This window comes from Paraburkholderia sp. Ac-20347 (genome assembly GCF_017104805.1).
GTDB classification, from domain to species: Bacteria; Pseudomonadota; Gammaproteobacteria; order Burkholderiales; family Burkholderiaceae; genus Paraburkholderia; species Paraburkholderia tropica.
On sequence record NZ_JAAGPN010000080.1, the window covers coordinates 1 to 25,818 of the forward strand.

The following is a 25,818-nucleotide window of genomic DNA, read 5'->3' on the forward strand; positions in this document are numbered from 1 at the left end:
TTAGTCGATGCGAAAAAGGGGCGCGCCGCCCCGATGCCACGTGGCGCGCGCGACGCCGCGAGCACGCGCGCGAGATCGCGGCGGGCGCGCGGCACGATAAGGAAAGCGGATAGGAAAAGAAAGAACTCGCAAGAAGCGGTGGGAATTGGGGCGGCACATACCCACAACGCATACAAGGTCATTTCTACGAGCTTTCGAATGTTATTCAAATGACTTCAAGTTACATAGTATTTTGCTTTCTGAAGATCGCTAACTGATTGATAAATCGTGGATTTATCGCTCGCGCGCCAGCCCCGTGCGCGAGTCCTGGGCCATGCGTTTCACCCATTTACACTATCTTCTTTTTAAAAAGTAAATGAGAAGTATTCGCATCTAAGGTAGGATTGAGCCCGCTTTCGAACCGTAAAAAACAACGAAAGCCTCGATTTCGACTACGGGGAACAACGATGCATTTGAAGCAACGCCTGGTGCGGCGCCTGTTGCCGGCGCTGATCGCCGAGATCTGTGCGATGCACGCCGGCCATGCGCTCGCCGCCGATCCACAGGCGGGCGCGCCCGCCGAGCAACAGACCGCGACCACGAACGCCGCCGCACAGACCGCCGCAAACGTCGCCGAAGCCGTGAATCCGCAACGCGCGCGCCGCGAAGAGGCGCTCAAGGCCGTGTCGGTGACGGCCACGCGCGGCGGCACGGCGGACCCGAACCGCACGGCGGCGACCGTCTCGGTGATCACCAGCGACGACATCGACGAGAACAACGCGAAAGACGTCAAGGACGCGCTCAAGTACGAGCCGGGCGTGGAAGTGCGCCGCTCGGTCTATCGTCCGGCGGGCATCACCGGGGCGACGGGACGCGCGGGCAATGAAGGCATCAATATTCGCGGCCTCGAAGGCAACCAGGTGCTGCTGCTCGAAGACGGCGTGCCGCTGCCGCAGTCGTATGCGTTCGGCTCGGGTTCGGCGGGTCGCGGCGATTATCTGAACACGGATCTGTATCAGCGCATCGAAGTGCTGCGCGGCCCGACCTCGGCGCTGTACGGCAGCGACGGTCTCACCGGCGCAGTCAATTTCGTGACGAAAGACCCGAGCGATCTGCTCGCGATCTACAACAAGAAGACGTATTTCTCGCTGAAGGCGGGCTACGATTCGACCGACCGCAGCTGGGGCTCGACGGCCACCGCCGCATTCGGCGGCGACGTCGTGCAGGGCATGATCGCGCTCTCGGGCCGCCACGGCCACGAGACCGACAACAAGGGCGACAGCAACACGCTGGGCGCCACGCGCTCCACGCCGGACCCGCTCACGTACAACAACCGCAGCGCGCTCGGCAAGCTCGTTTTCAAATTGACGCCGCGCGACACGCTCAAATTGACCGCGGAGACGCTTAGTAATGCGAACTCAAGCGACGGGCTTTCGCAGCTGGGCGGCGCGTATACGTGGAGCGGCTACACGGCCAACGGCTACGTCACCGGCAACGAGGTGAACAGCAATCGCGTGCAGCTCGATTACGATCATCGCGACGCGACCAATCCGTACTTCCAGCAACTGCACGCGTCGCTCTATTACCGCAACGCGTCCACGCGCCAGACGCTCGATATTTCCGGCGCGAACGCGAGCGGCGCGACGTCCTCGCGCTCGCGCACCAACGATTACGGCGACAACATTCTCGGCGGCAGCGTGGTGGCGGACAGCGCGTTCAACACCGGCGTGCTGCAGCACAAGCTGACCTACGGCTTCGACGCGAGCGTCTCGCACTACAGCACCGCGAGCTCGGCGGGCAGCGAATGGACGAGCAACGCGGACGGCTATCCCGAGGCGTTCCCGAAGACCACGCAAACTTCGCTCGGCGCGTTCATCCAGGACGAGATCCGCTGGAACAAGCTGAGCGTCGTGCCGGGCGTGCGCTTCGACTATTACGACATGACGCCGCATCCGGATGCGACCTACGAGTCGATGTCCGCGAGTTCGACCAAGCCGACCTCGACCTCGACGGGCAACGCCGTCTCGCCGCGCCTCGCGATTCTCTACGAGGTCTCGCCCGCGTTCGTGCCGTACGTGCAGTACGCGCATGGATTCCGCGCGCCGTCCGCGTATCAGGTCAACAGCTTCTATAACCCGGCGGGTTCGTACGGGCTCTATTACCAGCAGGTCGGCAATCCGAACCTGAAGCCGGAAACGAGCAATTCCGTCGAAGTGGGTCTGCGCGGCAAGCTCGGCGTGGGCCACGGCCAGGTGAACTACAGCGCCGCCGCGTTCGCGGGCCGCTACAGCAACTTCATCGACAGCAAGGTGGTGGGCGGCAGCCTCACCTCGGCGACGAATCCGTACACCGTGCAGTACGTGAACTACTCGAAGGCGTCGATCCAGGGCCTCGAAGGCAAGGCCGACTGGTACGTGAACGACGCGCTCGAAGTGAAGGGCGGCTTCGCGTGGATTCACGGCACCGAGACCAGGGACGGCGTGACGAGCGGCCTCGACACCGTGCCGCCGCTCGCGGTCGTGCTCGGCGTGAAGTACGCGCCCACCGAACGCTGGTTCGCAAGCGCGGACCTCACCTACAACTCGCGCAAGAGCAAGTCGCAGATGTCCTCGTCGTCGTACTTCGCGACGCCGTCGTACACGATTCTCGACCTGCACGCGGGCGTCAACATCACGCGCCACGTGAGCGTGACGGCGGGCATCAACAACGTGTTCGACCGCAAATACTGGGTCTGGAACGACGTGCGCGGTCTGGCCGTCAGCGACGGCGCGGCGAAGATCGACGCGTACACCGCGCCGGGCCGCAACTTCAACGTGGCGATGAAAATCGACTTCTGATAACCGAACAAGGCAACCGAGATCATGAATCAAGCGACGACGCCCACCGCGTCCCATCCCGCGTCGCTCGCGCTGCTGCGCGACGCCTTCAATGAGCTGCGCACAGCGCGCAAGCTGCGTCACCGCGAGGCCGCGGCGGAACTCGGCGTGAGCGAGGCGGAAGCGCTGGCGGCTTTCGTGGGCGAGCACGTCGTGCGTCTCGACGACCGATTCGTCGAGCTGTTCGAAGCGATGCCCACGCTCGGCGAAGTCATGGTGCTGACGCGCAACGAAGCCGCCGTGCATGAGAAAACCGGTAGCTTCGAAAAAATGACGCGCAGCGGTCAGATCGGGCTCACCGTGGGCCGCGCGATCGATTTGCGGATTTTCTACGGGAAGTGGGCGTCGGCGTTCGCGGTGCGCGAGACCTATGACGACGGCGTGCGCAAGAGCCTGCAATTCTTCGACGCGCACGGCGTGGCGGTCACGAAGGTGTATCTGCGTGACGCGAGCGATCATGCCGCGTTCGATGCGCTGATCGAGCGCCACACGGCGCAGCCGCAAGTCGCCGGGCTGAGCGTCGTGCGCGCGATCGCGCGCGTGCCGCAACGCGCCGACGCGCAGATCGACGTCGACGGTTTTCGCGCCGCGTGGGCCGCGATGCAGGACACGCACGAATTCTTCGATATCCTGAAGAAGTTCGGCGTGACGAGAGTGCAGGCCTTGCGTCTCGCCGATCCGCATTACGCCGAGCCGATCGCCACGGAGGCGATCGACGCGCTGCTCGAAAGCGCCGCCCGCACGCGTTTGCCGATCATGGTGTTCGTCGGCAATCACGGGATGATCCAGATTCATACCGGGCCGGTGCAGACGATCCGCAGAATGGGGCCGTGGCTCAACGTGCTCGATCCGGATTTCAGCCTGCATCTGCGCACGAATCTCGTCGCGCAGGCGTGGATCGTGCGCAAGCCCACGACCGACGGCGTCGTGACCTCGGTTGAGCTGTTCGATGCCGATGGCGAGAACGTCGCCATGTTGTTCGGCGCACGCAAGCCCGGCAATCCGGAACTCGCGGGCTGGCGCGACGCGGTGAGCGCGCTCGCACGCATCGAGCGCAATGAACGCAATGAGCAAGGCGGTGCAGCATGAGCGACGATCGTTTCGATTTGCAACGCCGACGTCTGCTGATCGGTACCGGCGGCCTGCTGCTCGCCGCGGCGGGCGCGATGCAGGGCGTCACGGTGGCCAAGGCCGCTGCGCCCACGACGCAACGCGTGGTAGTGATTGGCGGCGCGCTCGCGGAGATCGTCTATGCGCTCGGACGCGCCGACGCGCTGGTGGGCAGCGACACGACCTGCACGTATCCGCGCGAGGCGCAGTCGCTGCCGAAGGTGGGTTATCAGCGCGCGCTTTCCGCCGAAGGTCTGCTGTCGCTCGAACCCACGCTGATTCTCGCCTCGGCGGAAGCCGGGCCACCTTCCGTGCTGCAACGCGTGGCGGGCGCGGGCGTGAAGCTCGTGACCTTCGAGGAAGGCCACGACGTGGCGTCGGTGCGCGAGAAGATCATCGGCGTGGCGCGCGCGCTCGATGCGGAGAACGCGGGCCAGACCTTGCTCGCGCGCTTCGACCGCGCGTGGACGGCGACCACGACGCGTATCGCAGCGGCGCAGGACGCGTCGAAGCGCGACGCAAAGACGCCGCCGAGCGTGCTGTTCCTGATGAGCCCCACGGGCAACCAGCCGATGGTCGCGGGCCAGCACACGGCCGCCGACGCGATGCTCGCCTACGCGGGCGCGCGCAACGCGATGCAGGGCTTCTCCGGCTATCGCGCGCTCACGCCCGAAGCGCTCGTCGCCGCGCAACCCGACATCGTGCTGACCACCGACGACGCCTTGAAAGCCGCCGGCAGCAAGCGTCATCTGCTCGATTCCGCAGGATTCTCGCTAACGCCCGCAGGCCGCGCGACGCGCGTGGTCGCGCTCGATGCGCTGTTCCTGCTCGGCTTCGGCCCGCGTTTGCCCGACGCCGTGGATGCGCTCAACCGCAGCCTCGCGCAGGCCTGATCGTCGTCGTTTTTTCACTTGCGTATTGAAGCCGTAGCGCGTTACCCGAATCACCCGAATCGTCATGTCCAGGCCGACTTTCCAGACGCTCAGCGTCGCGCCGCCCCCCGCGGGCGCGCATCTTCCTGCGCCCACGCCGCGCTCGCGCACGCCCTACGTGCTCGGCGGGCTTGCGGCGCTGCTCGCACTCGCCGTGCTCGGCGGCGTGTGCATGGGCGCGTATCCCGTTTCGCCGCAAGCACTGTGGCACGCGTTCGTCAGCGCCGACGTGCCGTCGAACGCGCAGACCGATCGCGCCGCGCTCGTGCTGTTCGAATTGCGCTTGCCGCGCGTCGTGCTCGCCTTGCTCGTCGGCGCGGGTTTCGGCGCGACGGGCAGCGCGTTGCAGGCGCTGCTGCGCAATCCGCTGGCCGATCCGGGCCTGATCGGCGTATCGAGCGGCGCGGCGCTCGGCGCTTCGCTGCTGATCGTGTTCGGCGCGGTGCTGATGCCGCATCTCGCCGCGCATCTTGCGCTGCCGCCCGCGGTCGCCGCGCTGTTCGGCGCGGATCGCCTCACGGCGTGCGCCGCGTTCGCGGGCGCGCTCGTCGTGACGCTCGCTGTCTACCGGATCGCCACGTCGAACGGACGCATCGTGCTGCCAATCCTGCTGCTCGCGGGCGTGGCCGCCAACGCGCTCGCGGGCGCGGTGATCGGCACGCTGTCCTATCTCGCGACCGACGCGCAACTGCGTTCGCTGACCTTCTGGAGCCTCGGCAGTCTCGCCGATGCGAAGTGGTCGACGCTCGCGACCATCGCGCCGTTCGTGCTCGCGGGCATTGCGATGATCGCCGCGCACACGCGCTCGCTCAACGCGATGCAACTCGGCGAACTTGAAGCGCATTACCTCGGCGTGCCCGTACGCCGCGTGAAGCACACGATCCTGCTCGCGAGCGCGCTCGCGGTGGGCGCGCTTGTGTCGACGACGGGGCAGATCGGTTTTATCGGCCTCGTTGCGCCGCATTGCGTGCGGCTCGCGTGCGGACCCGATCAGCGCGTGGTGCTGCCTGGCTCAATGCTGCTCGGCGCGCTGCTCACGGTGACCGCCGATCTCGCGGCGCGCACGCTGGTCGCGCCCGCCGAAATTCCGCTCGGCGTGTTGACGGCCTTGCTCGGCGCACCGTTTTTCATTCTGCTGATCGTGCGCAGCCGCCGTCAGTTCGGCGCGTGAGGGACGCGATGCTTTCGATTCAGAATCTGCATATCGGCTATCGCGGCAAGGGCGGCCGGCCCTTGTTCGAAGACTTCTCGCTGACGGTCGCGCCGGGCGAGTTCGTGGTGGTGCTCGGCCAGAATGGCGTCGGCAAGAGCACCTTGCTCAAGGCGCTCGCGGGCGACTTCACGCTGCACGGCTTTCCCGATTCGCAGAGCCGCGCGACGCTCACGCTCAACGGCGAGGATGTGAGCCGCATCGGGCCGCGCCGTCTCGCGCAACTGCGCGCCGTGCTCGCGCAGAGCGTGCCGAATACCTATCCGGTGCCGGTCAGCGACGTGGTGCAACTCGGCCGTTATCCGCATCTCGACGGCCCGGCGCTGCCGTATTCGCCCGAGGTGCTCGCCTACGACATGCTCGCGCTCGCGGGTGTCGCGCCGCTCGCGCAGCGCAACGTCACGACGCTGTCGGGCGGCGAATTTGCGCGCGTGCAATTCGCGCGAGCGCTCGCGCAGTTGTGGACGCTCGACAGTCACTGGATGCCGCCGCGTTATCTGCTGATGGACGAGCCGACCGCCGCGCTCGATCTCGTGCAGCAGCATCGTCTGTTCGCGACGGCGCGCCGTCTCACGCGCGAATGGAATATCGGCGCGCTCGCGATTGCGCACGACTGCAATCTCGCGGCGCGTCATGCCGATCGCCTCGTGCTGCTCGCCGATGGACGCGCCATCGCAGACGGCCCGCCGCGCGACGTCATGCGCACCGATCTGCTCGAACGTTGTTACGGTGCGCCGATGCAGGTGTTCGGCACGTTCGACGGCTCGGTGGCGGGGATTTTCCCGGCGTAACGGCGTTATGCGACGTCTTTCGTGCGCCGATCCTGCTGCTAGCCGAAGAAGCGCATGAGTTCGGCGGCGACCGCGACGGGCTGCTCCTCGGGCAGAAAGTGGCCGCATTGCGCGATCATCACGCCTTCCACAGATTCGGCGTACGGGCGCAGCGGCGCGGCCATATCGCCGATCGAACCATGATCGGCGCTGAGCGCGAGCACGGGCATGCCCAGCTTGCCGCGTGCGCTCAACGCACGGTTCTGCCGCGCCGACTCAGCGGCCGCGCGATAGTAGGCCAGTCCCGCGCGCAAGCCGCCATCCTTCTTGAAGACGCGCTCGTACTCGTCGAGATCGGCGTCGAGGAAAGTCTGCGGATTCGCGGTCTTGCGGCGTAAAAACCAGTCGAGATACGCGCGCTCTTTCCCTTCGATCAGCACTTCGGGCAAGTCCGCCACCGCGTGAAATGCGAAATGCCACGTGCGCCACGCACGCTCGGGCGCGAGCGGCAGGGCGTCGGGCAGCGTGATGCCGGGAATGCCCGCATCGAACAGCGCGAGCCGTTTCACTTCGTCACCGAACAGCACGGCATACGGATACGCGACCCACGCGCCCACGTCGTGCGCCGCCAGGTCATAGCGCGAAACACCGAGCTTGCCGAGCAACGCGTGCAACACGGTCGCCAGCGACTGCGTGTCGTAACCGTCGAGCGGGCGATCCGAATCGCCTTGACCGGGCAGATCCGGCGCGATGATGCGATAACGCTCGCCGAGGATTGGCATGACCTTGCGCCACGCGTACCAGCTTTCGGGGAAACCGGCGAGCAGCACCAGCACGTCGCCGTCAGGCTTGCCGCCGGTTACGTAGTGAAGACGGATGCCGTCGACGGTGGCATAACGATGCTCGAATCCGGCGAGCACGGAATCCGGCGATGAAGCGGGACCGGGGTCCACGATGCGCGGCGCGCCGGCGGCGCAGGGCGTAGTCATGATGGCGAGTTTCCTTTTGCGGTGATGAAATGCATGGCGATGATCGTCATCGTCCATATTGGAAATAATCGTTTCCTAATTGGCGAAAAAATTTTCAGGTCAGCAGGCGCAACGCTTCGTCGGCGGCGGAATGCATGTCGTGCGCGGAACGCCCCGATTTGCCGATCAGACGAAAACCCTGTAAAAGCGCGAGCAGCGTGCGCGCCATGGCGGCGACGTGCAGCTCGCGGCTGATCGAACCGTCTTCCTGCCCTTGCTGCAAGAGACGGCGCAGCATCGCTTCGGTATGGCGGATGGTGGATTCGACGAGCGTGGCCATCTCCTCGTCGAGCGTGGCGAGCGCCGTCGCGCTGGAAATGACGAGGCAGCCGCGCTGTCCTTCGAGTCCATGCGAGGACGCCGCGTAGAAGTGCAGCACGGCGCGAATCTTCTCGAATCCGCTTGATTGACGATCCAGCTGCTGGCGCAGATCGGCGTTGCGCGTTTGCACGTAGCGCTCGAAGGCCGCGAGGAACACGCCGCGCTTGTCGCCGAAGGCTTTGTAGAGGCTGCCCGCAGTCAGCCCGGTGGCGTCGCCGAGGTCGCCCACCGAAGTCGCGTGATAGCCGCGCTCGCGAAAAACCCGCACGGCGCCGTCCAGCACGCTGTCCATATCGAATTCGCGCGGGCGGCCTGGGCTGCGCGCCTGGGCGCGGGAAGACGTTTCGGATGTCATGGCGGCAGTATAGGAAATGTTCGTTTCCAAATCAAGTGCGAGCCTCGCGCGACTTTCGTTGCGACCCGATTCCTTACATTTTGTGGAACGGTGCTTTCGCGGCGGCCCTATTAATTCGCGGCGCGTCACCCGCGACAATCGGCGCGATGCGCGAGCGCTCGTGCATCTCCAACTACAACGAGTTCCCCGGTGCGCCGCGCGGCGGTGTCGCGCGGCGTCCGAACGCAAACAGACCAGCACACGATGAACAAGAAAATCCTTATCGCCTGTCTCGGTGGCCTCAGCGCAGGCGCGGCCCACGCACAGAGCAGCGTCACGCTCTACGGTCTCGTCGATACTTCGATATCCTACGTAAGCAATCAGCGCACCAATGGCGCGAATTCGCCGGGCAGCGGCGGCGTGCAGATGAATAGCGGCAATCTCAGCGCCTCGCGCTGGGGCCTGCGCGGCGCGGAAGATCTCGGCGGCGGCATGTCGGCGATCTTCATGCTGGAAGGCGGTTTCTCGTCGGTCAACGGCAAGACCAGCAACGGCGGCAAACTGTTCGGCCGTCAATCGTACGTGGGCTTGCGCGCCAACGGTTACGGCACGTTCACGATGGGCCGCCAGTACGACTTCATCCTGACGTTCGTGACGCCGCTGGGCGCAGCGGGCTCGGGCTGGGGCGGCAATCTGGCGATGCACCCGTACGACAACGACGATTCGATCCAGAACATCCGCATCAACAACGCCGTGCGTTACACGAGCGAGACCTATCGCGGCTTCACGGCCGGCGCGATGTACGGCTTCTCGAACACGGCGGGCAGCTTCGGCAACAACGCCGCGTACAGCGCGGGTCTCTCGTATGCGAACGGGCCGTTCAAGGCGGGCGCGGCGTTCCTCAAGATCAATCGCGACGGCAACGTGGCGAATGCCGATGGCGCGGTCAGCAGCACCGACGGCTCGGCCACGATCACGGGCGGCGACGAGCTGATCTGGGCGCTGGGCGCGCGCTACGCATTCGGTCCGCACTCGGTGGGTGTGAGCTGGACGCACTCGGCCACCGACGACGTCACGGGCGTGTGGCAAGGCGGCTCGACCACGGCGCTCAAGGGCAACACGCTGATTTTCGATAACTTCTCGATCGACGGCCGTTACGCGGTCACGCCCTCGCTCTACGTGTCGGCGGCTTATACGTACACGCAGGCGCGTTTCGATGCGGGTTCGCGTTCGGCGCGTCCGAAGTGGAATCAGGTGGTGGCGCAGATCGACAAGGTCATCACGCCGCGCACCGATGTCTATCTCGAAGGCGTGTTCCAGAGCGTGAGCGGCGGTCGCGGCAATGGGGCGTTCGACGCGTCGGTCTATACGCTTACGCCGTCGTCGAACAGCAATCAGGTGGTCGTCGCGGCGGGCTTGCGTCACCGCTTCTAAGGTGGGCTTTCAAGTGTGATTCGCGCGGCGTGACCCGTCGCGCGAATTCACTCGCTGACTCAGTTACGCGCGCGCGCCTTCGCTCTCGTCGAGATCGATCTGACGACGCGCCGCGCGCGGCAGACGCATCGTGAACGCGGTGCCGTCCTGCTCGTTCGAGACCACGTTGACGTCGCCGCCATGCGTGCGCGCGATCAGGCGCACGATGTGCAGACCAAGGCCGAGTCCCGAACCCTGATGCCCCGCGCGCGTCGCCGTGCTGAACGCGCAGAACAGCAGCGGCACGACGTCGGCGGGAATCGCGCCGCGATTGTGCACGCTCACGAGCACTTCATGCGGCGACGCGCCGTCCACGCGCACGTGCACCGGCATGCCCGGTTCGCCATGCGTGAGCGCATTGCTGACGAGATTCGACACGGCCTGCGCCACCAGATCCGCATCCCACTGACCGCCGAGATCGCCGTGCGGTGCATAGGCGAGCCGCCCGTTCGCGGCGTGCGGGGAAAACTCTTCGATCACGGCCTGGCAGAGCGCGTCGAGCTGCACATCGGTGCGTCGTAGCGGCAGCCGTCCGCCTTGCAGGCGCGCGAGATTGAGCAATTGTTCGACCATGCGCGACATGCGTCGTCCGCAATGTTCGATGCGCTTGCCCACCGACACGATCTTCTCGTCGCTCGACGCGCGCATCAGATACTCCGCCGAACTCATCACCGCCGACAACGGCGTGCGCAGATCGTGGCTCAGCACGGCCATCAGCATTTCGTTGGCTTCAAGCATCTGGCGCGTGGCCGCGAGCTGATCGGCGAGCTGGCGTTTCTGCAGTTCGATCTGCACGAAGATGCCGACTTTCGACTGCACGATGCGCGGCTCGATCGGCTTGTAGAGAAAGTCCACCGCGCCCGCCTCGTAGCCCTGAAACGTGCGGATCGCGTCCTGCGACGTGGCGGTCAGGAAGATGATCGGCACGTGCGAAGTGCGTGGGCTGCCGCGGATCAGCGAGGCCAGTTCGAAGCCGCTCATGCCCGGCATGTTGACGTCGAGAATCGCCACCGCGACGTCGTGTTCGAGCAGCAGTTCGAGCGCCTCCACACCCGAGCGGGCGACGAGCAGATGCACTTCGGGACGCGCGAGCAGGGCCGCGAGCGCCGTGAGATTGTGCTCGATGTCGTCGACGATCAGAACATTTACGGTAGGCAGGGACATGCGATTCATCCGGGTGAAGCGGGTAACAGCCTCGGCCACGCGGCAAGGCGCGCGCCGAGGGCGGTGGGTGTCAGCGTTTCGTTGACCGCGCCGGCGGCGATGGCCGCCTCCGGCATTTGCGGCGCGTAGGCGGTGTCGGGCGCTTGTGCCCAGGTCGTGCCGCCCGCCGCGCGGATCGCGGCGAGGCCGCGTGCGCCGTCGTCGTTCGCGCCCGAGAGCAGCACGCCGAGCAGACGCGCGCCGTAGACCGCGGCGGCGGATTCCATCAACACGTCGATCGAGGGGCGCGAAAAACGCACCGGGCCTTCGATCGACAGCGCGATGCTCGCGTCGCTGTCCACGAGCATATGGTAGTCGGGCGGCGCGATATAGACGCGCCCGCCCTGGATCGGTTCGCCCGCGTCGGGCTCGCTCACGGGCAGCGCGCAGCGCACGCCGAGCGCCTGGACCAGAAAGCTCGGCGAGGCGGGCGGCAGATGCAGCACGATCAGCACGGCCGCGCCGAAACGCGCGGGCAGCATCGGCAGCAACTGGCCGAGCACGTCTACGCCGCCCGCCGACGCGCCGATGACCACGGCGTCGAATTTCGCATCGGAAGTTGCATGGGTCGATGCAGCGCTCGATGCCTGCGCCGTTTGCCCCGAGCGCGTTTTGCCGCCGCGCGTGGCGCGCAGCGCCGCGCTGGCGGCGGCGAGCAGGGCGGATTTGGCGCGTGAGCCTGGCATGGTGGGTGATCCGCTCAACGCTTCTGGTAAATGCGCTCGGCGGCGCGGAATTCCTCGAACGCTTCGTGTCGTTTCGAGAAACGCAGATTTTCCTTGCTGCCGAGACCGAGAAAACCGCGCCGCACGAGCGCGCGTTCGAAGAGGCCGATGGCGCGATCCTGCAACGGGCGATCGAAATAGATCAGCACGTTGCGGCACGACACCAGATGCGCTTCGAGAAACACTTCGTCGGTCGCGAGGCTGTGATCGGCGAACACCACGCGTTCCTTGAGCGCGCTCGACAGACGCGCGCTGCCGTAGGCCGCGTGATAGTAGTCGGAGAGCGTGCGCTTGCCGCCCGCCGCGAGATAGTTCTGGCTGAAGCCCGCGAAACGGTCCACCGGATAGATCGCGGCTTCGGCGCGTTCGAGCGCTTCGGGGCTGATGTCGGTGGCGTAGAACAGCGTGCGCTCGGCGAGCCCTTCTTCCTCGAACAGAATCTTCAGCGACCACAATTCCTCGCCCGAGCTGCAGCCCGCGACCCAGACCTTGAGCGACGGATAGGTTTGCAGCACCGGCAGCACATGCTGGCGCAGCGCCAGAAAATACTCAGGATCACGAAACATATCGCTGACCTGGATCGTCATGTAGCCGAACAGGCGCGAGAAGTCGTCGGCGCTGCGCAGCACGCGATCCTGCAGCTGGCTCAGCGACGCCACGCCGAAATCCTGGCGCGCCTGTTCGAGCCGACGCCGCAGCGACGGCAGCGAATAGTGCCGGAAATCGTGCTGATAGCGCAGATAGATCGCTTCGAGCAGCAGACGCAATTCGATATCGAATACGCTGGTCTGCCGGGCGCCGCTGGTCGTGGTTTCGGTCATGGGCTATTTGCGCAGCCAGACGCGGCACAGCGACACGAGCTTGTCCACGTCGATGGGTTTGGAAACGTAGTCGTCGGCGCCCGCTTCGAGGCAGCGCATGCGATCGTCGGCCATCGCCTTCGCGGTCAGCGCGATCACGGGCAGGCGCGCGAGACGCGGATTCGCGCGCAGCGCGCGCATGGCGGCGAGGCCGTCCATCTCCGGCATCATCACGTCCATCAGCACGAGATCGACGTCGTCCTTGCCGTCGAGCAGATCGAGCGCCTCGCGGCCGTTGCGCGCGATCAGCAGCTTCGCGCCGAGCGGTTCGATCACGTGCGAGAGCGCGAAGATGTTGCGCACGTCGTCTTCGGCGAGCAGGATGGTCTTGCCTTCGAAGGTGTCGTCGCGCTGGCGCACGGCGCGCAGCATGCGCTGCTGTTCCGGCGCGAGCGACGACTCCACGCTATGCAGGAACAGCGTCACTTCGTCGAGCAGACGCTCGGGCGAGCGCGCGCCCTTGATGATGATCGACTTCGAATAGCGGCGCAGGCGCTGCTCGTCGTCGTCGGAGAGCATGCGGCCCGTGTAGACGATCACCGGCAGCGGCGCGACGCCCGCTTCGCCCGCGAGCGTTTCGAGCAGGTCGTAGCCGGTGCCGTCGGGCAGCGTGAGGTCGGTGACGATGCAGTCGAACGCGCCTTGCGCGATCTGCGCGTGCGCGTCGGCGAGCGTGCCCACGGCCACGATTTCCACGCCGTCGCCCACCAGCAGCGCACGAATGCTTTCGCGCATCGCGTGGTCGTCCTCGATCACGAGCACGCGCTTCACGCGTTGTTCGAGCCGCGATTCGAGCCGGCGAATCGCCGCTTCGAGCGTGCTGCGCGCCGTTGGCTTGAGCGTGTAGCCGATCGCGCCCAGATGTAGCGCCTTGTCGGCGTGGTCGGTGGCCGAGACGATGTGCACGGGAATATGACGCGTGCCCGGATCGCTCTTGAGCCATTCGAGCACCGACAGACCCGAGCGGTCGGGCAGGCCCACGTCGAGCAGCACGGCCACGGGCGCCTGATCCTTGACCATCGCGAAGCCGGTGGCCGCGTCGGCGGCGTGCAGGAAATCGAATTGCAGTTCGTGCACGAGGTCGCGCAGGATTTCCGCGAAGGGCAGGTCGTCTTCGATCACGAGGATCGCGCGGCTGCCGTGCGTGCGCTGGTCGCGGTCGTCGTCGATCGGTTGCGCGCCTTCGCCGTGGGACGGCGCCGATGTCGGCGCTGTGGCGGCGCGCGCGTGGACAGGCGCGTGGGCGGGAGCGGTTGTGGTGTAAGTTTCCGCGGTCGTGAGCAGGGCGCTGTCGCGGCGCGCCTGTGCGCCCGCTTGCGCCGACGAGGCGCTCGCGTTGGCCAGCGCCTGCACGGCTTGCGCTTCGCTGTCGACGGCGGCGGTGCTGTCGAGCGGCAGCCACAGCGTGAACACGCTGCCGACGCCAGGCTCGCTTGCCACGGCGATGCGCCCGCCGAGCAGACGCGCCAGTTCGCGCGAGATCGACAGACCCAGACCGCTGCCGCCATATTGACGGCTCGTCGAACCATCGGCTTGCTGGAACGCCTCGAAGATCATGTCGAGCTTGTCTTCGGCGATGCCGATGCCCGTGTCGCGCACGTCGATGCGCACGGAGCCCGCATCGACCGGCGACACCGTCAGCGAGACTTCGCCTTGCGAGGTGAATTTCAGCGCGTTCGACAGCAGGTTGCGCAGGATTTGCAGCACGCGCTGGCCGTCGGTCGTGAATTGATCGGCGACGCCAGGCAGACGGTCGATCGAGAGCGCGACGTGCTTTTCGCGCGCGAGCGGCGTGAAGGTTTCGCGCAGCGACGAAAGCAGGCTTTCGAGCGGCACGGTTTCGAGCATGAGCTGAATCTGCCCCGCTTCGACTTTCGACAGATCCAGAATGTCGTTGATGAGCGAGAGCAGGTCGGTATTCGACGCGTGAATCGTGGCCGCGTAGCGCACCTGTTCCTCGCTCAGATTGCCGCTGCGATTCTGCTGCAGCAGCTTCGCGAGGATCAGCGAGCTGTTGAGCGGCGTGCGCAATTCGTGCGACATGTTGGCGAGGAATTCCGATTTGTAGCGGCTCGCTTGCGCGAGGCGGTCGGCGTTGCGCTTGAGGTCGCCCTGCGCGCGTTCGAGTTCGCTCTTTTGCGTTTCGAGCCGGCGCGCGTATTCCTCGAGTTGCACGTTGGTCTGTTCGAGTTCGACCTGTTGCGCTTCGAGCCGCGTTTGCGAATCCATCAGCGCGCGGCCGCGTTCTTCGAGCCCTTCGTTCGCGACGCGCAATTCTTCCTGCTGCACCTGCAATTCGTGATTCAGTTGCTGCGATTGCGAATACGATTCCTGCAGGCGCTCGCGCGACACCGCGCCTTCCACGAGGTCGCCCATCGTGCTGCTCACGCGCGAGAGAAACTCGTTGTCGCGCGGCAGCAGCGCGCGCATGAAGCCGAGTTCGACCACGCCGTTGATGCGGCCCGAGGCGTCGATCGGCGCGATCAGCAGCGAGGCGGGCGTGGTCGAGCCGAGTCCCGATTCGACCTTCAGATAACCGGCCGGCGCGTCTTTCAGTTCGATCACGCGGCGCGAGGCGGCGGCCTGGCCGACGAGCGTCTGCCCGTCCTGCAGCAGCGGCACGTTGTACGCGCTTTCCTCGCCGAAGCCGAAGGTCGCCACGCGACGCAGCGCGCCTTCGCGGGTGTCGCGCACGTAGAGCGTCGCGACGCTCGCGCTCAGATAACCGGCGAGGCAGTCGAGCATCGCGCCGCCCACTTCGGCGAGCGCTTCCTTGCCCATGCCGCTTTCGGCCAGCAGTCGCTGACCCGAGCGCAGCCAGACCTGTTCCGCGAGCGCCTGGGACTGCTCGGCCTGGCCGCGCAGGGCGTCGTCGTAGGTCGAGGACAGCGAGGTCATTTCGCGTCGTCCGAGCCAGGCGAGCAGGCCGTTCACGAGCAGCGTGAGCGCCAGAAAGACGGCGACGGTCACGACGGTCAACTGGCGCGCCGCCGCGGTGCGCTCCTGGCGCAGACGCAGTTCTTCGGCGAGGAAGTCGCTGAATTCGCGGCGGATGGCGTCGGCGCTGGCGTTGCCGCGTTCGTTCTCAACCGTGGCGAGCACGCTGTCGTGGTCGCGGCGCAGACGGATGGCGTCGGCGGTGGACGCGTCCCATTGCGCGGCGATGGCGCGTACGCGCGCGAGCCGCTCGATTTGCGGCGGGTTGTCGATGACGAGTCCGTTCAGCGTCTGCAACTGCGCGGCGAAACGCGGCTTGCCGACCTCGTAGGTGGACAGCGAACGTTCGTCGCCATTGAGCAGAAAGCCGCGCACGCTCGACTCGCGGTCGGCCTGAATGCGCAGCAGCTCGTAGGCGTCGCCGATCACGCGTTCGGAGTGCTCGGCCCAACTCATCGTCGAAACGAGGTAGACGATCAGCGCCACGAAAGCGATGGCGGTCGCCAGCCCCGCCAATAGCGGCAGCGCGACGTTTCTTTGAATGATGCGTCTGAAGCGCAGCGGGTCGATCGCGTTCACGGCTTGCATTTTTTTCCGATTTTTATGGGCGAAGGCACGGTCGTCGGGCATATCGACCGGCTTTTATGGCGAATTCCGCGCGTGGGAACCCCGCCCCATCGTGGATAAGAGAAAGTCAAATCGATGCAAACGCAATCATACAAAAAGGATGCAGATTGCGTGAATGTCTCGGGAATCCCGCGCGCACGCGGCTCGCGCGGGTGAGCAATCCGCATGCCCGGAGAGTCGCTTGCCGGGGCGGCGCGGGCGTTCGCCCGGCGAGCCGGATCTGCCACGCGTGCGTTGTAAAAAATATATTTGTCTCTGGCCCTTTCGGAATGCGCCGCGGTGCCGATAACCAGATGGGGCGGCGCATCGCCAGCCGCCCCGACGATGCACACAACAATTCCAGCAAGCACCCCCAGCAAGACGAAGAAAGCGTGGCAACCAGAATGATCGAAGGGGCGGGCGAGCGGGCCGCCATCCAGAAGCAAACCCAGACGGGCAACACCGGAGCGGCGCGCGTACTCGCGTTGCTGAGCGCCAACAAGCCGCGCGTGATCGTGCTGATGGTGGTGGCCGGTTGCGTCCTCGGGTTCGCGACATGGCTCGACGCGCAGTTGCGGCCCGCCGTGGTCGCGCGCGAGCGCCGCGAGATGGACGCCGAAGAGCGCCTCGAAGCCACGATGCCCTGCCACGCCGGGCAAAGCCATACCGAATGGTGCGGCGCGATCGCGCTGCCCGTGCGTGTGCCCGCGCTGCCGCTGGTCGACACGCGTCGCGCGCCGCTCGGCTATTGCACGGCGGGCCCGGCGCCTTCGTGCTGAGGCGCCGGAAGCGGCACGACATCCGCCGTTCAACAAGCCACTACGCTTTCGCTTCGTCGATCAGCCAGTCGCGGAAGGCCGCGAGCTTCGGCAGGCTCGCGCACTCGGGCCGATAGACCACGTAATAAGCGAGCGGCGACGCAAACGCAATCTGCGGAAACAGCCGCACGAGCCGCCCCGCGGCGAGGTCGTCGCGCGCCATCACACTGCGCGCGAGCGCGATGCCGTGCCCTTCCACGGCCGCTTGCAGAACCGCCGCCGAATTGTTGATCCGCAGGCCGCGCAGGGCGGCGACGCCGGTCACGCCGGCTTCGCGCAGCCACGCGTCCCAGGTGGGAAAGCCCGCGTGGCCGTCCATCGAGAGGTCGTGAATCAGGGTCTCGCGCGCCAGATCGCCGGGCTTGCGCCAGCGGCGCCCGGCGGCCAGCGCCGCCGAACAGACCGGATAGACCTCCTCGTCCATCAGCTTTTGCGCCGTGAGACCCGGCCAGTTCCCCGCGCCATAGCGAACGCCGATATCGATACGCTGCGCGACGAAATCGACCGGCTTGAGGCTCGTGTCGAGCCGCACGTCGGTGTCGGGCCACGCGTGCTGAAAGCGTTCGAGACGCGGCAGCAGCCACCTGGCGGCGAAGGCCGGACTCGCGGTGACCGTGAGCACGCCGCTCGCCGACCCTTCCTTGAGCCGTTCGAGCCCGAGCGCGAGCCGGTCGAAACCCGCGCGGATATCGGGCAGCGCGCGCTCGGCCGCCTCGGTCACGACGAGACGCGCGCGCCCGCCGGTGCCGCGATGAAAGAGCGGCGCGCCCAGCCATTCCTCCAGCGTGCGCACGAGCTGACCGACCGCGGCGGGCGTGACGTGGAGTTCGGCCGCGGCGGCGGAAAAGCTCTGGTGACGTGCGCTGGCCTCGAAGGCGCGCAAGGCGTTCAGATACACGGGCGACTTCATGGCGATAAAGTTTTTCTTTCGATAATCGACACTTTATCTGGTTTGGCGATACGTGCGAATCGGCGAAGAATAGACGGTGGTCGGAAGCAATTTTTTAACGTGATCAGCGCAGATCCGGGGCCAAATCCGGTTTTGAAGTCGTATTTCAGATAGATAGATTTTCTACCGGATGCGCTGATCGAATCGAAACGAGGTGGATCATGGGCAATACGTTCAAGGGCAGAAAACTGCTGGTCGTCGGCGGCACGAGCGGCATGGGGCTGGAAACGGCGCGGATGGTGCTGGCCGAAGGCGGCAGCGCGGTGATCGTCGGTCATCGTGCGGAGAAAGCGGAGGCGGCGCGCAAGGAGCTGGCCGCGCTCGGACCGGTCACGGCGCTCACGGCGGACCTCGCCAGCGACGCCGGTCTGGCCGCACTGCTCAAGACGCTAGACGAACAGCACGCGGACATCGACCTGCTGGTGAACGCGGCGGGCGTGTTCTTCCCGAAGCCTTTTCTCGAACATCGCGACGCCGACTACGACCAGTACATGCAGCTGAACCGCGCGACCTTCTTCATCACGCAGAAGGTGGCGGCCAATCTGGCGGCGTCGGGTCGGCCGGGCGCGATCGTCAATATCGGCTCGATGTGGGCGCGTCAGGCGATTGCGGCCACGCCGTCGTCCGCGTATTCGATGGCCAAGGCGGGTCTGCACGCGCTCACGCAGCATCTGGCGATGGAGCTGGCGGACAAGCGGATTCGCGTCAACGCGGTGTCGCCGGCGGTGGTGCAGACGCCGATCTACGAAGGCTTCATTCCGAAGGCCGAAGTGGAGAGCGCGCTGCAAGGCTTCAACGCCTTCCATCCGATTGGCCGCGTGGGCACGCCGAAGGACGTGGCCGAAGTGGTCGCCTTCCTGCTGTCCGAAAAGGCCGCGTGGGTGACGGGCGCGATCTGGGACGTGGACGGCGGCGTGATGGCGGGCCGTAACTGAGCGGTTCAGCGGCGAGTACACACGGCACAAGCAGCATAAGCATCGCAAGCAACGCAAGCAGCGCGCTTCGACAACGCACCCCGCGTGCGGCGTCGAAGCGCGCTGCCTGCTTTCTGGCGTGCGCATTTCCCCTGCTCAAGTTTCAAATGCGGCCTGCCGTTATCCGGAGTGGCTGTAATAAATGGAAAGGGATTGAATCGATGAAGCGTCGAAGGCGGCGACCGAATAGATCGCCCTTTCGAAAGTGACTGGCAAGCCTCTCAGGCAATTCGTGAATAACGATGGAAGCGCTAATGTACGGGGGCCGCAAGGCCGGAGATCGCCCGCGGCGATATCTGCATGCATTGCGCGCGCAATCTTTCTTGTTCATCCATCTACGTCTTTCACGGATTTTCTATGCTTATCAAGAATGTGGCAGTGAGCCTTCCGTCACGGGTCGTTTCAAATGAAGAAGTCGTCGATCTGATTCGCTTTCACTCGTCGGGATTCGAAGGCGATGTCGACAGAACGCTACGAACCATCAAGACGCTGCTCGACCGCAGCGGCCTGGTGAACCGGCGCTGGTGCGGCAAGCACGAGTCGCCGATCGATCATGTGGCGATGGCCACGCGCAAGGCGCTCTCGGAATCGTATCTGCGGCCCGAGCAAATCGAGCTGTTTATTTTCGTGGGCATTGGGCGCGGTTTTCTGGAGCCGGGCAACAGCCACATGATGGCGAGCGCGCTGGGCTTCGTGAATGCCGAATGCTTCGACGTGGTGGATGCGTGCATGAGCTGGACGCGCGCGATGTCGATTGTGGACAGCCTGTTCAAGGCCGGCCAGTATCGCAATGCGATGATCGTGAACGCCGAGTTCAACATGCTCGACGGCGGCCCGCTTTATCCGGCCAACTTCGAACTGAAGAACCACGCGCAGGTCGAATATACATTACCATCGTTCACGATAGGCGAAGCCGCCACCGCAACCCTGGTCGTGGCGAAAGAGCCTGATAATTTCCGCTTTGAATTTCGCGGCAAGCCCGAGGTTTCCGACTTGTGCACGATCCCCATTCCCGGCTACGAAGGGTTTTGTCACCCGTCCGAACGGATCGGCAAGAACGGTGACATGCGTTTTACATCATACGGTCACGATCTGCACAAGAACTCGGACGAGCTGGTCGACGTGTTCGCGAAACTGGCGGTTCCGCGCAAGGACATCGACATCGTGTTTACGCATGCCTCGTCGAAGGCGGCGTGGCACGGCTACGGCGTGAAGGCCGGCATCGACGACAAGATGTATCACGTCTATCCCGACACGGGCAATCTGGTATCCGCTTCCATTCCCGCGGCGATCTCGCTGGCGAAGGACAGCGGCGCGCTCAAGCGCGGCGACCGGGCGCTCTGCTGGGTGGGCAGCGCGGGCATGTCATTCAATGTCAGCAGCTTCATCTTCTGAGACTGACTGAGCGCATATCGAGAACAATATGAGAGCCATTGCAGGAGGCATCCGCGTGTTGAAGCAGCGCGTGATCGACGCCTATCACGTGTCCGATTACAGCGTGCTGGCCGTTGGCGTGATTGGCGCGCTCGGTCATCCGTTGTACTGGTTCTGGTGGACCTTCGTCGACCCGCAGCCCAACGAGAATCTGCCGATGCGCGTGGTGGGTTCGATCGCCTGTCTGCTGCTGTTGCTGCGCCGCTTCTGGCCCGCCGGCGCCGTGCGTTTCCTGCCGTGGTATTACTTTGCGACGGTAGCCTACACGCTACCGTTTTTCTTCACCTGGTATCTGCTCAGCGGTCATTATTCGATGTTGTGGTCCATGGCCGAAGTGGGCATGGTGTTTTTCCTGATCGCGATTTTTCCGTCGTTCGTCGCGCTGGCGGCGAATCTGGTCATTGGCGTCGGCCTGGCCATTCTGTGCGCGTGGATCGTCGATCCGCGTCTGCTCGCGGTCGATTCGCACGTGCTGCTGTTTGTGTATCTGCCGGTGTTCGCGTTCGGCATTTGCGCGGGCGTCACGTTCAGTCACAGCAACATGAAGGGCATCACCGCGCAGGCGAAAAACGAAGCGTTGCGCGCGCTTGCGGGCACCATCGCGCACGAGATGCGCAATCCGCTGAGCCAGTTGCGCTACGTGCTCGACCGCATGGAAGAAGCGCTGCCCACGATGACCGAAACGCGGCCGTCCGCCGGGTCGTCGTCGAGCGGCGTGGGGTCGCTTTCGCAGCATCTCGAACACGGCCAGCTCGCGATCGATCGCGGTCTGCGCATCATCGCCATGACGCTCGACGAAGTGAGCGCCAAGCCCGTGCGTTCCGACAATCTCACTTACGCGAGCGCGGCGGCCGCCACGCGCAAGGCGCTCGACGAATATGGCTTCAGCGACCGCAAGGAGCGCAGCAAAGTGCGGCTCGTGGTGCTGGAGGACTTCACGTTCAAGGTCGATGAAACCGTTTATCTGTTCACGCTGTTCAACCTGATTCGCAACGCGTTGCATCACATGGCGGCGAATCCGTCGGCCACGCTGACGCTGACCGTCGAGCGGCAAAAGGTCATCGTGCACGACACGGGACCTGGCATCGCGCCCGAGATCATGTCGCATCTGTTCGTGCCGTTTCGCACGCACGGCAACCTGGCCGGCACGGGCCTCGGCCTCGCGTATTGTCAGCGCGCCATGCGCTCGTTCGGCGGCAGCATCGGCTGCCGTTCGGAAGTCGGCAAGTTCACGCAGTTCACGCTGGAATTCCCGGTGGTATCGGAGGTCGAGGTCGCAACGCATCGTCAGCAGGTGCTCGCGCGCGCCACGCAGTTCTTCGCGCACAAGCACATCCTGCTCGTCGACGACGACGCGGGCCAGCGCGCGCGCGTGAGCCAGGCGCTGTCCGGCGTGAGCGCGCAGGTGAGCGAGGCGGAGAGCGGCGTGAAGGCGCTCGCGCTGCTGCAGGACGCCGCGCCGTTCGACCTGATCCTCATGGACATCAACATGCCGGGCCTCGACGGCTATACGACCACGGAGCGCATTCGCGCCGACCGCGCGCACGCGAACTGGAATGCGCTGATCGTGGGCTATACGTCGGAGCCGCATAGCGTCGCGCGGGTGCTTGCGCAGGGCGCGGGCATGGACGAGACGATCGGTAAATCCATCAGCATGGTCGAGCTGATCAGCGCGCTGCAAACGCTGATGGAGAACGTCGATCGCAGCCGCCGCAACCGGCGCTTCGACGGCTTCGCGGGCAAGACGATTCTCGTCGCCGACGACGACACCTATAGCCGCATGGTCGCGAAGAGTTATCTCGAACGCTGCGGCGCGAGCGTGCTCGAAGCGGAGAACGGGCTGGGCGTGCTGGAGCGGCTCGACGAAGGCCTCACGATCGACGCGCTGGTGATCGACATGAACATGCCGGGCATGGGCGGCGTGGAGACGGCGGCGACGATCCGCGCGCGCAACGATGCTTATGCAAAGGCGCCCATCGTGGCGTTGACGGGCCAGTCCGATATGGAAGCGCTGCGCGCGTGTCTCGACGCGGGCATGAACGAAGTGATGATCAAGCCGGTGCGCGTGGGCGCGCTCTATGCGTGTCTCGCGCGGCAGTTCGCGCAGACGCCCGCCGCGAATGTGCACGAGCACGCGGAAACGCCGCGCACGGCGGTTGCGCGTGCACGCCTTGGGTCGAGCAACTCAGCGGACAACGCATCGAGCAACGCATCGACCCCGGCCACGCCGCCGCCCGTTGCAGTCGATACCGATCTGCTCGACGAGGCGCATCTGGAGGAACTGGCGTCGCTCGACATGCTCGATCAGACCTTCCTCAAAGGCATCGCGCAGATCCGCACCTTGATCGGTCAACTGGCCGACAGCGCGCAGGCCGGCGATGTGAAGGCGGCGCATTTCACGCTGCATCTGCTGCTGGGCATCAGCGGGAATATCGGTGCGAAGGCGCTGCACGTGTACGTGCGGCAGATTTATCCGCGTGTGCTCGACGGACAGTGGCCCACGGAAGCCGACTGGCTCGCGCAGGTCACGACGCTCGGCAACCGGTCGGCGGATGCGTTGCAGCGCTATTTCGTGGCGTCGTCGGCGACGAACGGGTATCGCGATGCGTTGAACGACGAGTGACGCGTCAGTTGCGCGAACGGCGATCGCGACGCGGCAATCAACGAGCTATCAGTGGATTTCGCTGGGCTTGTGCGGATTGCCGAAACCCATCGTGACGGTGGTGCCCGCGCCCCAGTCGGAGTCGATGCGCAGGCTGCCGCCGAACGACCGCATGATGCGATTGCAGAAGATCATGCCCATGCCGTGACCGCCGTCTTCGGCGTGCGTGGTGACGGGGTCCTGCAGCAGACGCGCCTTCACGTCGGGCGCGATGCCCGTGCCGTTGTCGCGCACGCGAATCTCATGCTCGCTGTTACGGAGCACTTCGATATGCAGCGCGGGCTCGGTGGCGTTCGTGAGCGCGCGCAGCGCGTTCGACAGCAGCGAGGAGAGCACCAGCGCGACGCAATTGGGCATCGCGCGCACGACGAAGTCCTGCTGCACGTCCACGGTGATCCAGTCGCGCTGGGCGGCAGCGAACGGATAGGTGTCGAGCAGCGTGGCGATCAGGCGCGTGGCGCTCACTTCGCGCGTGCCGTCGCGCGAGAGCGAGGGCGATCCGCTGTTCTTGTGCAGCGTGGCCCAGAACGACGAGATCAGCGAGAGGCAGTACTGCGTGTTGTTGAGCATCGACGACGCCGCGCTCGCGATACGGGTTTGCGAGTCAGGGTCGAATTCGCCCGACACGTCGTTTTCGATGGTGCGCGCGAACAGCGCGATGGTCGCCAGCGGCGTGTTCAGTTCATGCGCGAGAAACGCCAGCGTTTCGTCCATCGCCAGCAGACGCTGCTGACGCGTTTCGCGTTCGGTATAGCGCGCCACCGCCTGTTGCAGCACGTCGCGCACCGCTTCCATGCGCAGCGGCTTTTCGAGGATGCGGAACACATTGCCCGTGTTGACCGTGTTCAGCAGCATGTCCTTGTCGGCATACGCGGTCACCAGAATGCGCACGATCTGCGGATATTTCTGCGCGACTTCTTCCAGCAACTGGTCGCCGTCGCGCTCGGGCATGCGGAAGTCGGTCACCAGCACCGCGATCTCCGCGCCGTGCTGCGCGAGCACGCCCATGGCTTCCTCCGCGCCGCGCGCGACGTGCACCGGATAGAGGCCATGCATGGCGCGCGCGAAGTGCACGCGCGAAATCTCGTCGTCGTCGACGAAGAGAATGGAGAAGGTGGAGTGGAGGGCGGCGCTGGTCATCGCATTCCCGGCAAATGGATCGGGCGTTCTTTCTTGTGGAAATGCGATTGTAGTCGAGCCGGGTGACCCGACGCAGCGCCTTTCATTTGTCTTATGCGTAACGGATCGCAATTCGAGTCGCGACTCAAATCGCGACTCGACGTGCTTCGGGCCTGTGCGTCAGATGAAAAGCGAGACGATGCCGCCGACCGTAATGGCCGCCGCGAGCCATCGGCCGGTGCTGTAAGCCTGGTTCGGATCGGGCGCCTGGTCGGGGCGTTCGAGGCCGAATGCGCCATAGACGAGCGATTTGACGGGCTGCGAGTTCGCCGAGGCGTCGCCGCTGCCGTCCGTCGAGCCGTCGGTTTGCGCGCCATCGGTGCTGTCCACGCCGCTGTCCGAGCCGTCGGTACCGTCCGCGCTGGCGTCCGCCGTGGCGCTGTCACCGCTGTCGTTCACGCTGACGTCGTCGCCGTCGTCCGCGATGCTGTCGTCGTTGGCCGCCGCGGCATAGCCGCCCGGCGAAATCTGCACGGCGTCGTCCTGCGACGTGACCGCGTCGTCCGCGTTGCCGGTCGACGAGGAGGCCTTCACGTCGGGCGTCGCCTGCGCGGCTTGAGCCGGTTGTGCGGCCGCCGCGTTATCCGCGCCGTCGTTGAACCTCTGCGTCGCGGCGCCCCCGCCGGAAAACGACGTCGTACCCCCGAGTTGCATGGTCGGTTCCTTCTATTTTTTTACACGGCAACCATAATCCCACGTTGTCCGCTCCGTGCGGTCCACGAATAACGCGAAGAAATTCGCGGTATTCCGAGACCCCTTGTCCAGCTTGGGCTGTCACAATGTCGTTTGCATGAAACAGCACTCCTTGAGGCGAATGTGGACGAAGCCCTCGCGCAGCGGAATAACGGCAACCTCGATGGGGAGCCCCGTGTGACGCGGCCTTCGCGGCGCATGGTGTTCGAGGCGCTGTACCGCGCGCATTACGTGCGTGCCCATGCGCAACAGCCCGACGCGCTCGAACGCGCCCCCAACGACGAATATGCCCAGAGCGGCGCGCAGATTGCCTGGGAGATCTGGCAGGCGGCGCACGAGCATGCGATCGAAGTGGCCGCGCAGTTGTGCGAGAGCCGCCAGGCGCAGCACATTAGTCAGGATGGCAAAGCAGTGTGCCGGCTGTGCGCGAGCGATATTCGCGCGCTGCTGGCGGCGACGGAAAAAGAAGACCTGTAAAGCGACAAAAGCGCGCCAGTGGCGCGCTTTTGTTTGGTGCGTTTCGCGAGGTGCCTGGTACGTTTCGCGAATGCCGTGGGCAGACGCGAAACGCAGACGCTGGAGACGCTAGACGGGAATCGATTTGGGCAGGAACGGATGGCTGGCCGGTTTGCCCGCAGCGTTACTCGATGAAGCCGCCGCCGTGTTGCGCTTCGGATCGACCGCGCGTTTCACTTCGGCGAGCGTATCGCGCATCGCTTCGGAAATCTCGCTCAGCGGCGACGTC

General features: G+C 65.3%; 21 protein-coding genes. 12 read left to right on the plus strand and 9 right to left on the minus strand.

Going from position 1 to position 25,818, the window contains the following annotated elements:
- The 6 genes from G3N97_RS17105 to G3N97_RS17130 form a co-directional block, all read left to right on the plus strand.
- Nucleotides 1-213: hypothetical protein (locus G3N97_RS17105; RefSeq protein ID WP_205994303.1), on the plus strand; the 213-nt coding region annotated here is incomplete at its 5' end.
- A gap of 233 nt (nt 214-446) precedes the next feature.
- Nucleotides 447-2,816, plus strand: a complete 2,370-nt coding sequence (locus tag G3N97_RS17110) for a TonB-dependent hemoglobin/transferrin/lactoferrin family receptor (RefSeq protein ID WP_205994305.1) — start codon at nt 447-449, stop codon at nt 2,814-2,816.
- Nucleotides 2,817-2,837: 21 nt separating this feature from the next.
- On the plus strand, nt 2,838-3,944 hold the full coding sequence (locus G3N97_RS17115) for a ChuX/HutX family heme-like substrate-binding protein (protein ID WP_205994342.1): 1,107 nt from the start codon (nt 2,838-2,840) through the stop codon (nt 3,942-3,944).
- Nucleotides 3,941-4,858 carry an ABC transporter substrate-binding protein gene (locus G3N97_RS17120; protein ID WP_205994307.1) on the plus strand — a complete coding sequence of 306 codons (918 nt, stop codon included), beginning with the start codon at nt 3,941-3,943 and terminating at the stop codon, nt 4,856-4,858. The genes G3N97_RS17115 and G3N97_RS17120 overlap by 4 nt, the downstream gene beginning before the upstream one ends.
- Nucleotides 4,859-4,922: 64 nt before the next feature.
- The gene (locus G3N97_RS17125) at nt 4,923-6,068 is read left to right on the plus strand and encodes an iron ABC transporter permease (RefSeq protein ID WP_205994308.1); all 1,146 of its coding nucleotides are present in this window, start codon (nt 4,923-4,925) and stop codon (nt 6,066-6,068) included.
- 8 nt (nt 6,069-6,076) lie between these two features.
- Nucleotides 6,077-6,898, plus strand: coding sequence for an ATP-binding cassette domain-containing protein (locus G3N97_RS17130; RefSeq protein WP_205994310.1), 822 nt, complete (start codon nt 6,077-6,079; stop codon nt 6,896-6,898).
- 38 nt (nt 6,899-6,936) lie between these two features.
- Here G3N97_RS17130 and G3N97_RS17135 read toward each other — a convergent pair whose 3' ends face one another.
- Nucleotides 6,937-7,866, minus strand: coding sequence for an alpha/beta hydrolase (locus G3N97_RS17135; protein ID WP_205994312.1), 930 nt, complete (start codon nt 7,864-7,866; stop codon nt 6,937-6,939).
- A 94-nt stretch (nt 7,867-7,960) separates the two neighbouring features.
- On the minus strand, nt 7,961-8,518 hold the full coding sequence (locus tag G3N97_RS17140) for a TetR/AcrR family transcriptional regulator (RefSeq protein WP_176080940.1): 558 nt from the start codon (nt 8,516-8,518) through the stop codon (nt 7,961-7,963).
- Between the two features lie 306 nt (nt 8,519-8,824).
- On the opposite strand from G3N97_RS17140, the gene G3N97_RS17145 reads away from it, so the two are divergent.
- A complete protein-coding gene (locus G3N97_RS17145) occupies nt 8,825-9,994 on the plus strand; it encodes a porin (RefSeq protein ID WP_205994314.1) in 1,170 nt (389 codons plus the stop codon).
- 63 nt (nt 9,995-10,057) lie between these two features.
- On the opposite strand, the gene G3N97_RS17150 is transcribed toward G3N97_RS17145, so the two are convergent.
- The 4 genes from G3N97_RS17150 to G3N97_RS17165 are packed head-to-tail and all read right to left on the minus strand — an operon-like array spanning nt 10,058 to nt 16,346.
- Nucleotides 10,058-11,197 carry a hybrid sensor histidine kinase/response regulator gene (locus G3N97_RS17150; protein ID WP_205994316.1) on the minus strand — a complete coding sequence of 380 codons (1,140 nt, stop codon included), beginning with the start codon at nt 11,195-11,197 and terminating at the stop codon, nt 10,058-10,060.
- Nucleotides 11,198-11,202: 5 nt separating this feature from the next.
- Nucleotides 11,203-11,922 (minus strand): chemotaxis protein CheB, encoded by a 720-nt coding sequence (locus G3N97_RS17155; RefSeq protein WP_205994318.1) that lies wholly within the window; start codon nt 11,920-11,922, stop codon nt 11,203-11,205.
- A 14-nt stretch (nt 11,923-11,936) separates the two neighbouring features.
- The gene (locus G3N97_RS17160) at nt 11,937-12,782 is read right to left on the minus strand and encodes a CheR family methyltransferase (RefSeq protein ID WP_205994320.1); all 846 of its coding nucleotides are present in this window, start codon (nt 12,780-12,782) and stop codon (nt 11,937-11,939) included.
- 3 nt (nt 12,783-12,785) lie between these two features.
- Complete coding sequence (locus G3N97_RS17165) at nt 12,786-16,346, minus strand: response regulator (protein WP_205994322.1); 3,561 nt, start codon at nt 16,344-16,346, stop codon at nt 12,786-12,788.
- A gap of 410 nt (nt 16,347-16,756) precedes the next feature.
- On the opposite strand from G3N97_RS17165, the gene G3N97_RS17170 reads away from it, so the two are divergent.
- Nucleotides 16,757-17,143 (plus strand): hypothetical protein, encoded by a 387-nt coding sequence (locus tag G3N97_RS17170; RefSeq protein WP_205994323.1) that lies wholly within the window; start codon nt 16,757-16,759, stop codon nt 17,141-17,143.
- A 40-nt stretch (nt 17,144-17,183) separates the two neighbouring features.
- Here G3N97_RS17170 and gcvA read toward each other — a convergent pair whose 3' ends face one another.
- Complete coding sequence (gene gcvA, locus G3N97_RS17175) at nt 17,184-18,092, minus strand: transcriptional regulator GcvA (RefSeq protein ID WP_205994324.1); 909 nt, start codon at nt 18,090-18,092, stop codon at nt 17,184-17,186.
- Between the two features lie 200 nt (nt 18,093-18,292).
- Between gcvA and G3N97_RS17180 the strand changes: the two genes are divergently transcribed.
- From G3N97_RS17180 to G3N97_RS17190, 3 genes are all read left to right on the plus strand, one after another.
- Complete coding sequence (locus G3N97_RS17180) at nt 18,293-19,066, plus strand: SDR family oxidoreductase (RefSeq protein WP_205994325.1); 774 nt, start codon at nt 18,293-18,295, stop codon at nt 19,064-19,066.
- Nucleotides 19,067-19,483: 417 nt separating this feature from the next.
- Nucleotides 19,484-20,500, plus strand: a complete 1,017-nt coding sequence (locus tag G3N97_RS17185) for a 3-oxoacyl-[acyl-carrier-protein] synthase III C-terminal domain-containing protein (protein ID WP_346778079.1) — start codon at nt 19,484-19,486, stop codon at nt 20,498-20,500.
- A gap of 28 nt (nt 20,501-20,528) precedes the next feature.
- On the plus strand, nt 20,529-23,162 hold the full coding sequence (locus G3N97_RS17190) for a response regulator (RefSeq protein WP_205994327.1): 2,634 nt from the start codon (nt 20,529-20,531) through the stop codon (nt 23,160-23,162).
- Between the two features lie 48 nt (nt 23,163-23,210).
- Here the strand turns inward: G3N97_RS17190 and G3N97_RS17195 are convergent, their stop codons facing one another.
- Complete coding sequence (locus G3N97_RS17195; RefSeq protein ID WP_205994328.1) at nt 23,211-24,341, minus strand: hybrid sensor histidine kinase/response regulator; 1,131 nt, start codon at nt 24,339-24,341, stop codon at nt 23,211-23,213.
- A gap of 159 nt (nt 24,342-24,500) precedes the next feature.
- Nucleotides 24,501-25,034: a hypothetical protein gene (locus G3N97_RS17200; RefSeq protein ID WP_241030642.1), complete on the minus strand. Its 534-nt coding sequence runs from the start codon at nt 25,032-25,034 to the stop codon at nt 24,501-24,503.
- 162 nt (nt 25,035-25,196) lie between these two features.
- Between G3N97_RS17200 and G3N97_RS17205 the strand changes: the two genes are divergently transcribed.
- Nucleotides 25,197-25,550 carry a hypothetical protein gene (locus G3N97_RS17205; RefSeq protein WP_205994329.1) on the plus strand — a complete coding sequence of 118 codons (354 nt, stop codon included), beginning with the start codon at nt 25,197-25,199 and terminating at the stop codon, nt 25,548-25,550.
- Nucleotides 25,551-25,818 lie beyond the last annotated feature (268 nt).

Bases quoted from the DNA above. Each gene is read 5' to 3' on its own strand.
- G3N97_RS17110 (WP_205994305.1), top strand. From the start codon at position 447: ATGCATTTGAAGCAACGCCTGGTGCGGCGCCTGTTGCCGGCGCTGATC.
- G3N97_RS17120 (WP_205994307.1), top strand. From the start codon at position 3,941: ATGAGCGACGATCGTTTCGATTTGCAACGCCGACGTCTGCTGATCGGT.
- G3N97_RS17125 (WP_205994308.1), top strand. From the start codon at position 4,923: ATGTCCAGGCCGACTTTCCAGACGCTCAGCGTCGCGCCGCCCCCCGCG.
- G3N97_RS17130 (WP_205994310.1), top strand. From the start codon at position 6,077: ATGCTTTCGATTCAGAATCTGCATATCGGCTATCGCGGCAAGGGCGGC.
- G3N97_RS17135 (WP_205994312.1), bottom strand. From the start codon at position 7,866: ATGACTACGCCCTGCGCCGCCGGCGCGCCGCGCATCGTGGACCCCGGT.
- G3N97_RS17140 (WP_176080940.1), bottom strand. From the start codon at position 8,518: ATGGACAGCGTGCTGGACGGCGCCGTGCGGGTTTTTCGCGAGCGCGGC.
- G3N97_RS17145 (WP_205994314.1), top strand. From the start codon at position 8,825: ATGAACAAGAAAATCCTTATCGCCTGTCTCGGTGGCCTCAGCGCAGGC.
- G3N97_RS17150 (WP_205994316.1), bottom strand. From the start codon at position 11,197: ATGTCCCTGCCTACCGTAAATGTTCTGATCGTCGACGACATCGAGCAC.
- G3N97_RS17155 (WP_205994318.1), bottom strand. From the start codon at position 11,922: ATGCCAGGCTCACGCGCCAAATCCGCCCTGCTCGCCGCCGCCAGCGCG.
- G3N97_RS17160 (WP_205994320.1), bottom strand. From the start codon at position 12,782: ATGACCGAAACCACGACCAGCGGCGCCCGGCAGACCAGCGTATTCGAT.
- G3N97_RS17165 (WP_205994322.1), bottom strand. From the start codon at position 16,346: ATGCAAGCCGTGAACGCGATCGACCCGCTGCGCTTCAGACGCATCATT.
- gcvA (WP_205994324.1), bottom strand. From the start codon at position 18,092: ATGAAGTCGCCCGTGTATCTGAACGCCTTGCGCGCCTTCGAGGCCAGC.
- G3N97_RS17180 (WP_205994325.1), top strand. From the start codon at position 18,293: ATGGGCAATACGTTCAAGGGCAGAAAACTGCTGGTCGTCGGCGGCACG.
- G3N97_RS17190 (WP_205994327.1), top strand. From the start codon at position 20,529: ATGAGAGCCATTGCAGGAGGCATCCGCGTGTTGAAGCAGCGCGTGATC.
- G3N97_RS17195 (WP_205994328.1), bottom strand. From the start codon at position 24,341: ATGACCAGCGCCGCCCTCCACTCCACCTTCTCCATTCTCTTCGTCGAC.
- G3N97_RS17200 (WP_241030642.1), bottom strand. From the start codon at position 25,034: ATGCAACTCGGGGGTACGACGTCGTTTTCCGGCGGGGGCGCCGCGACG.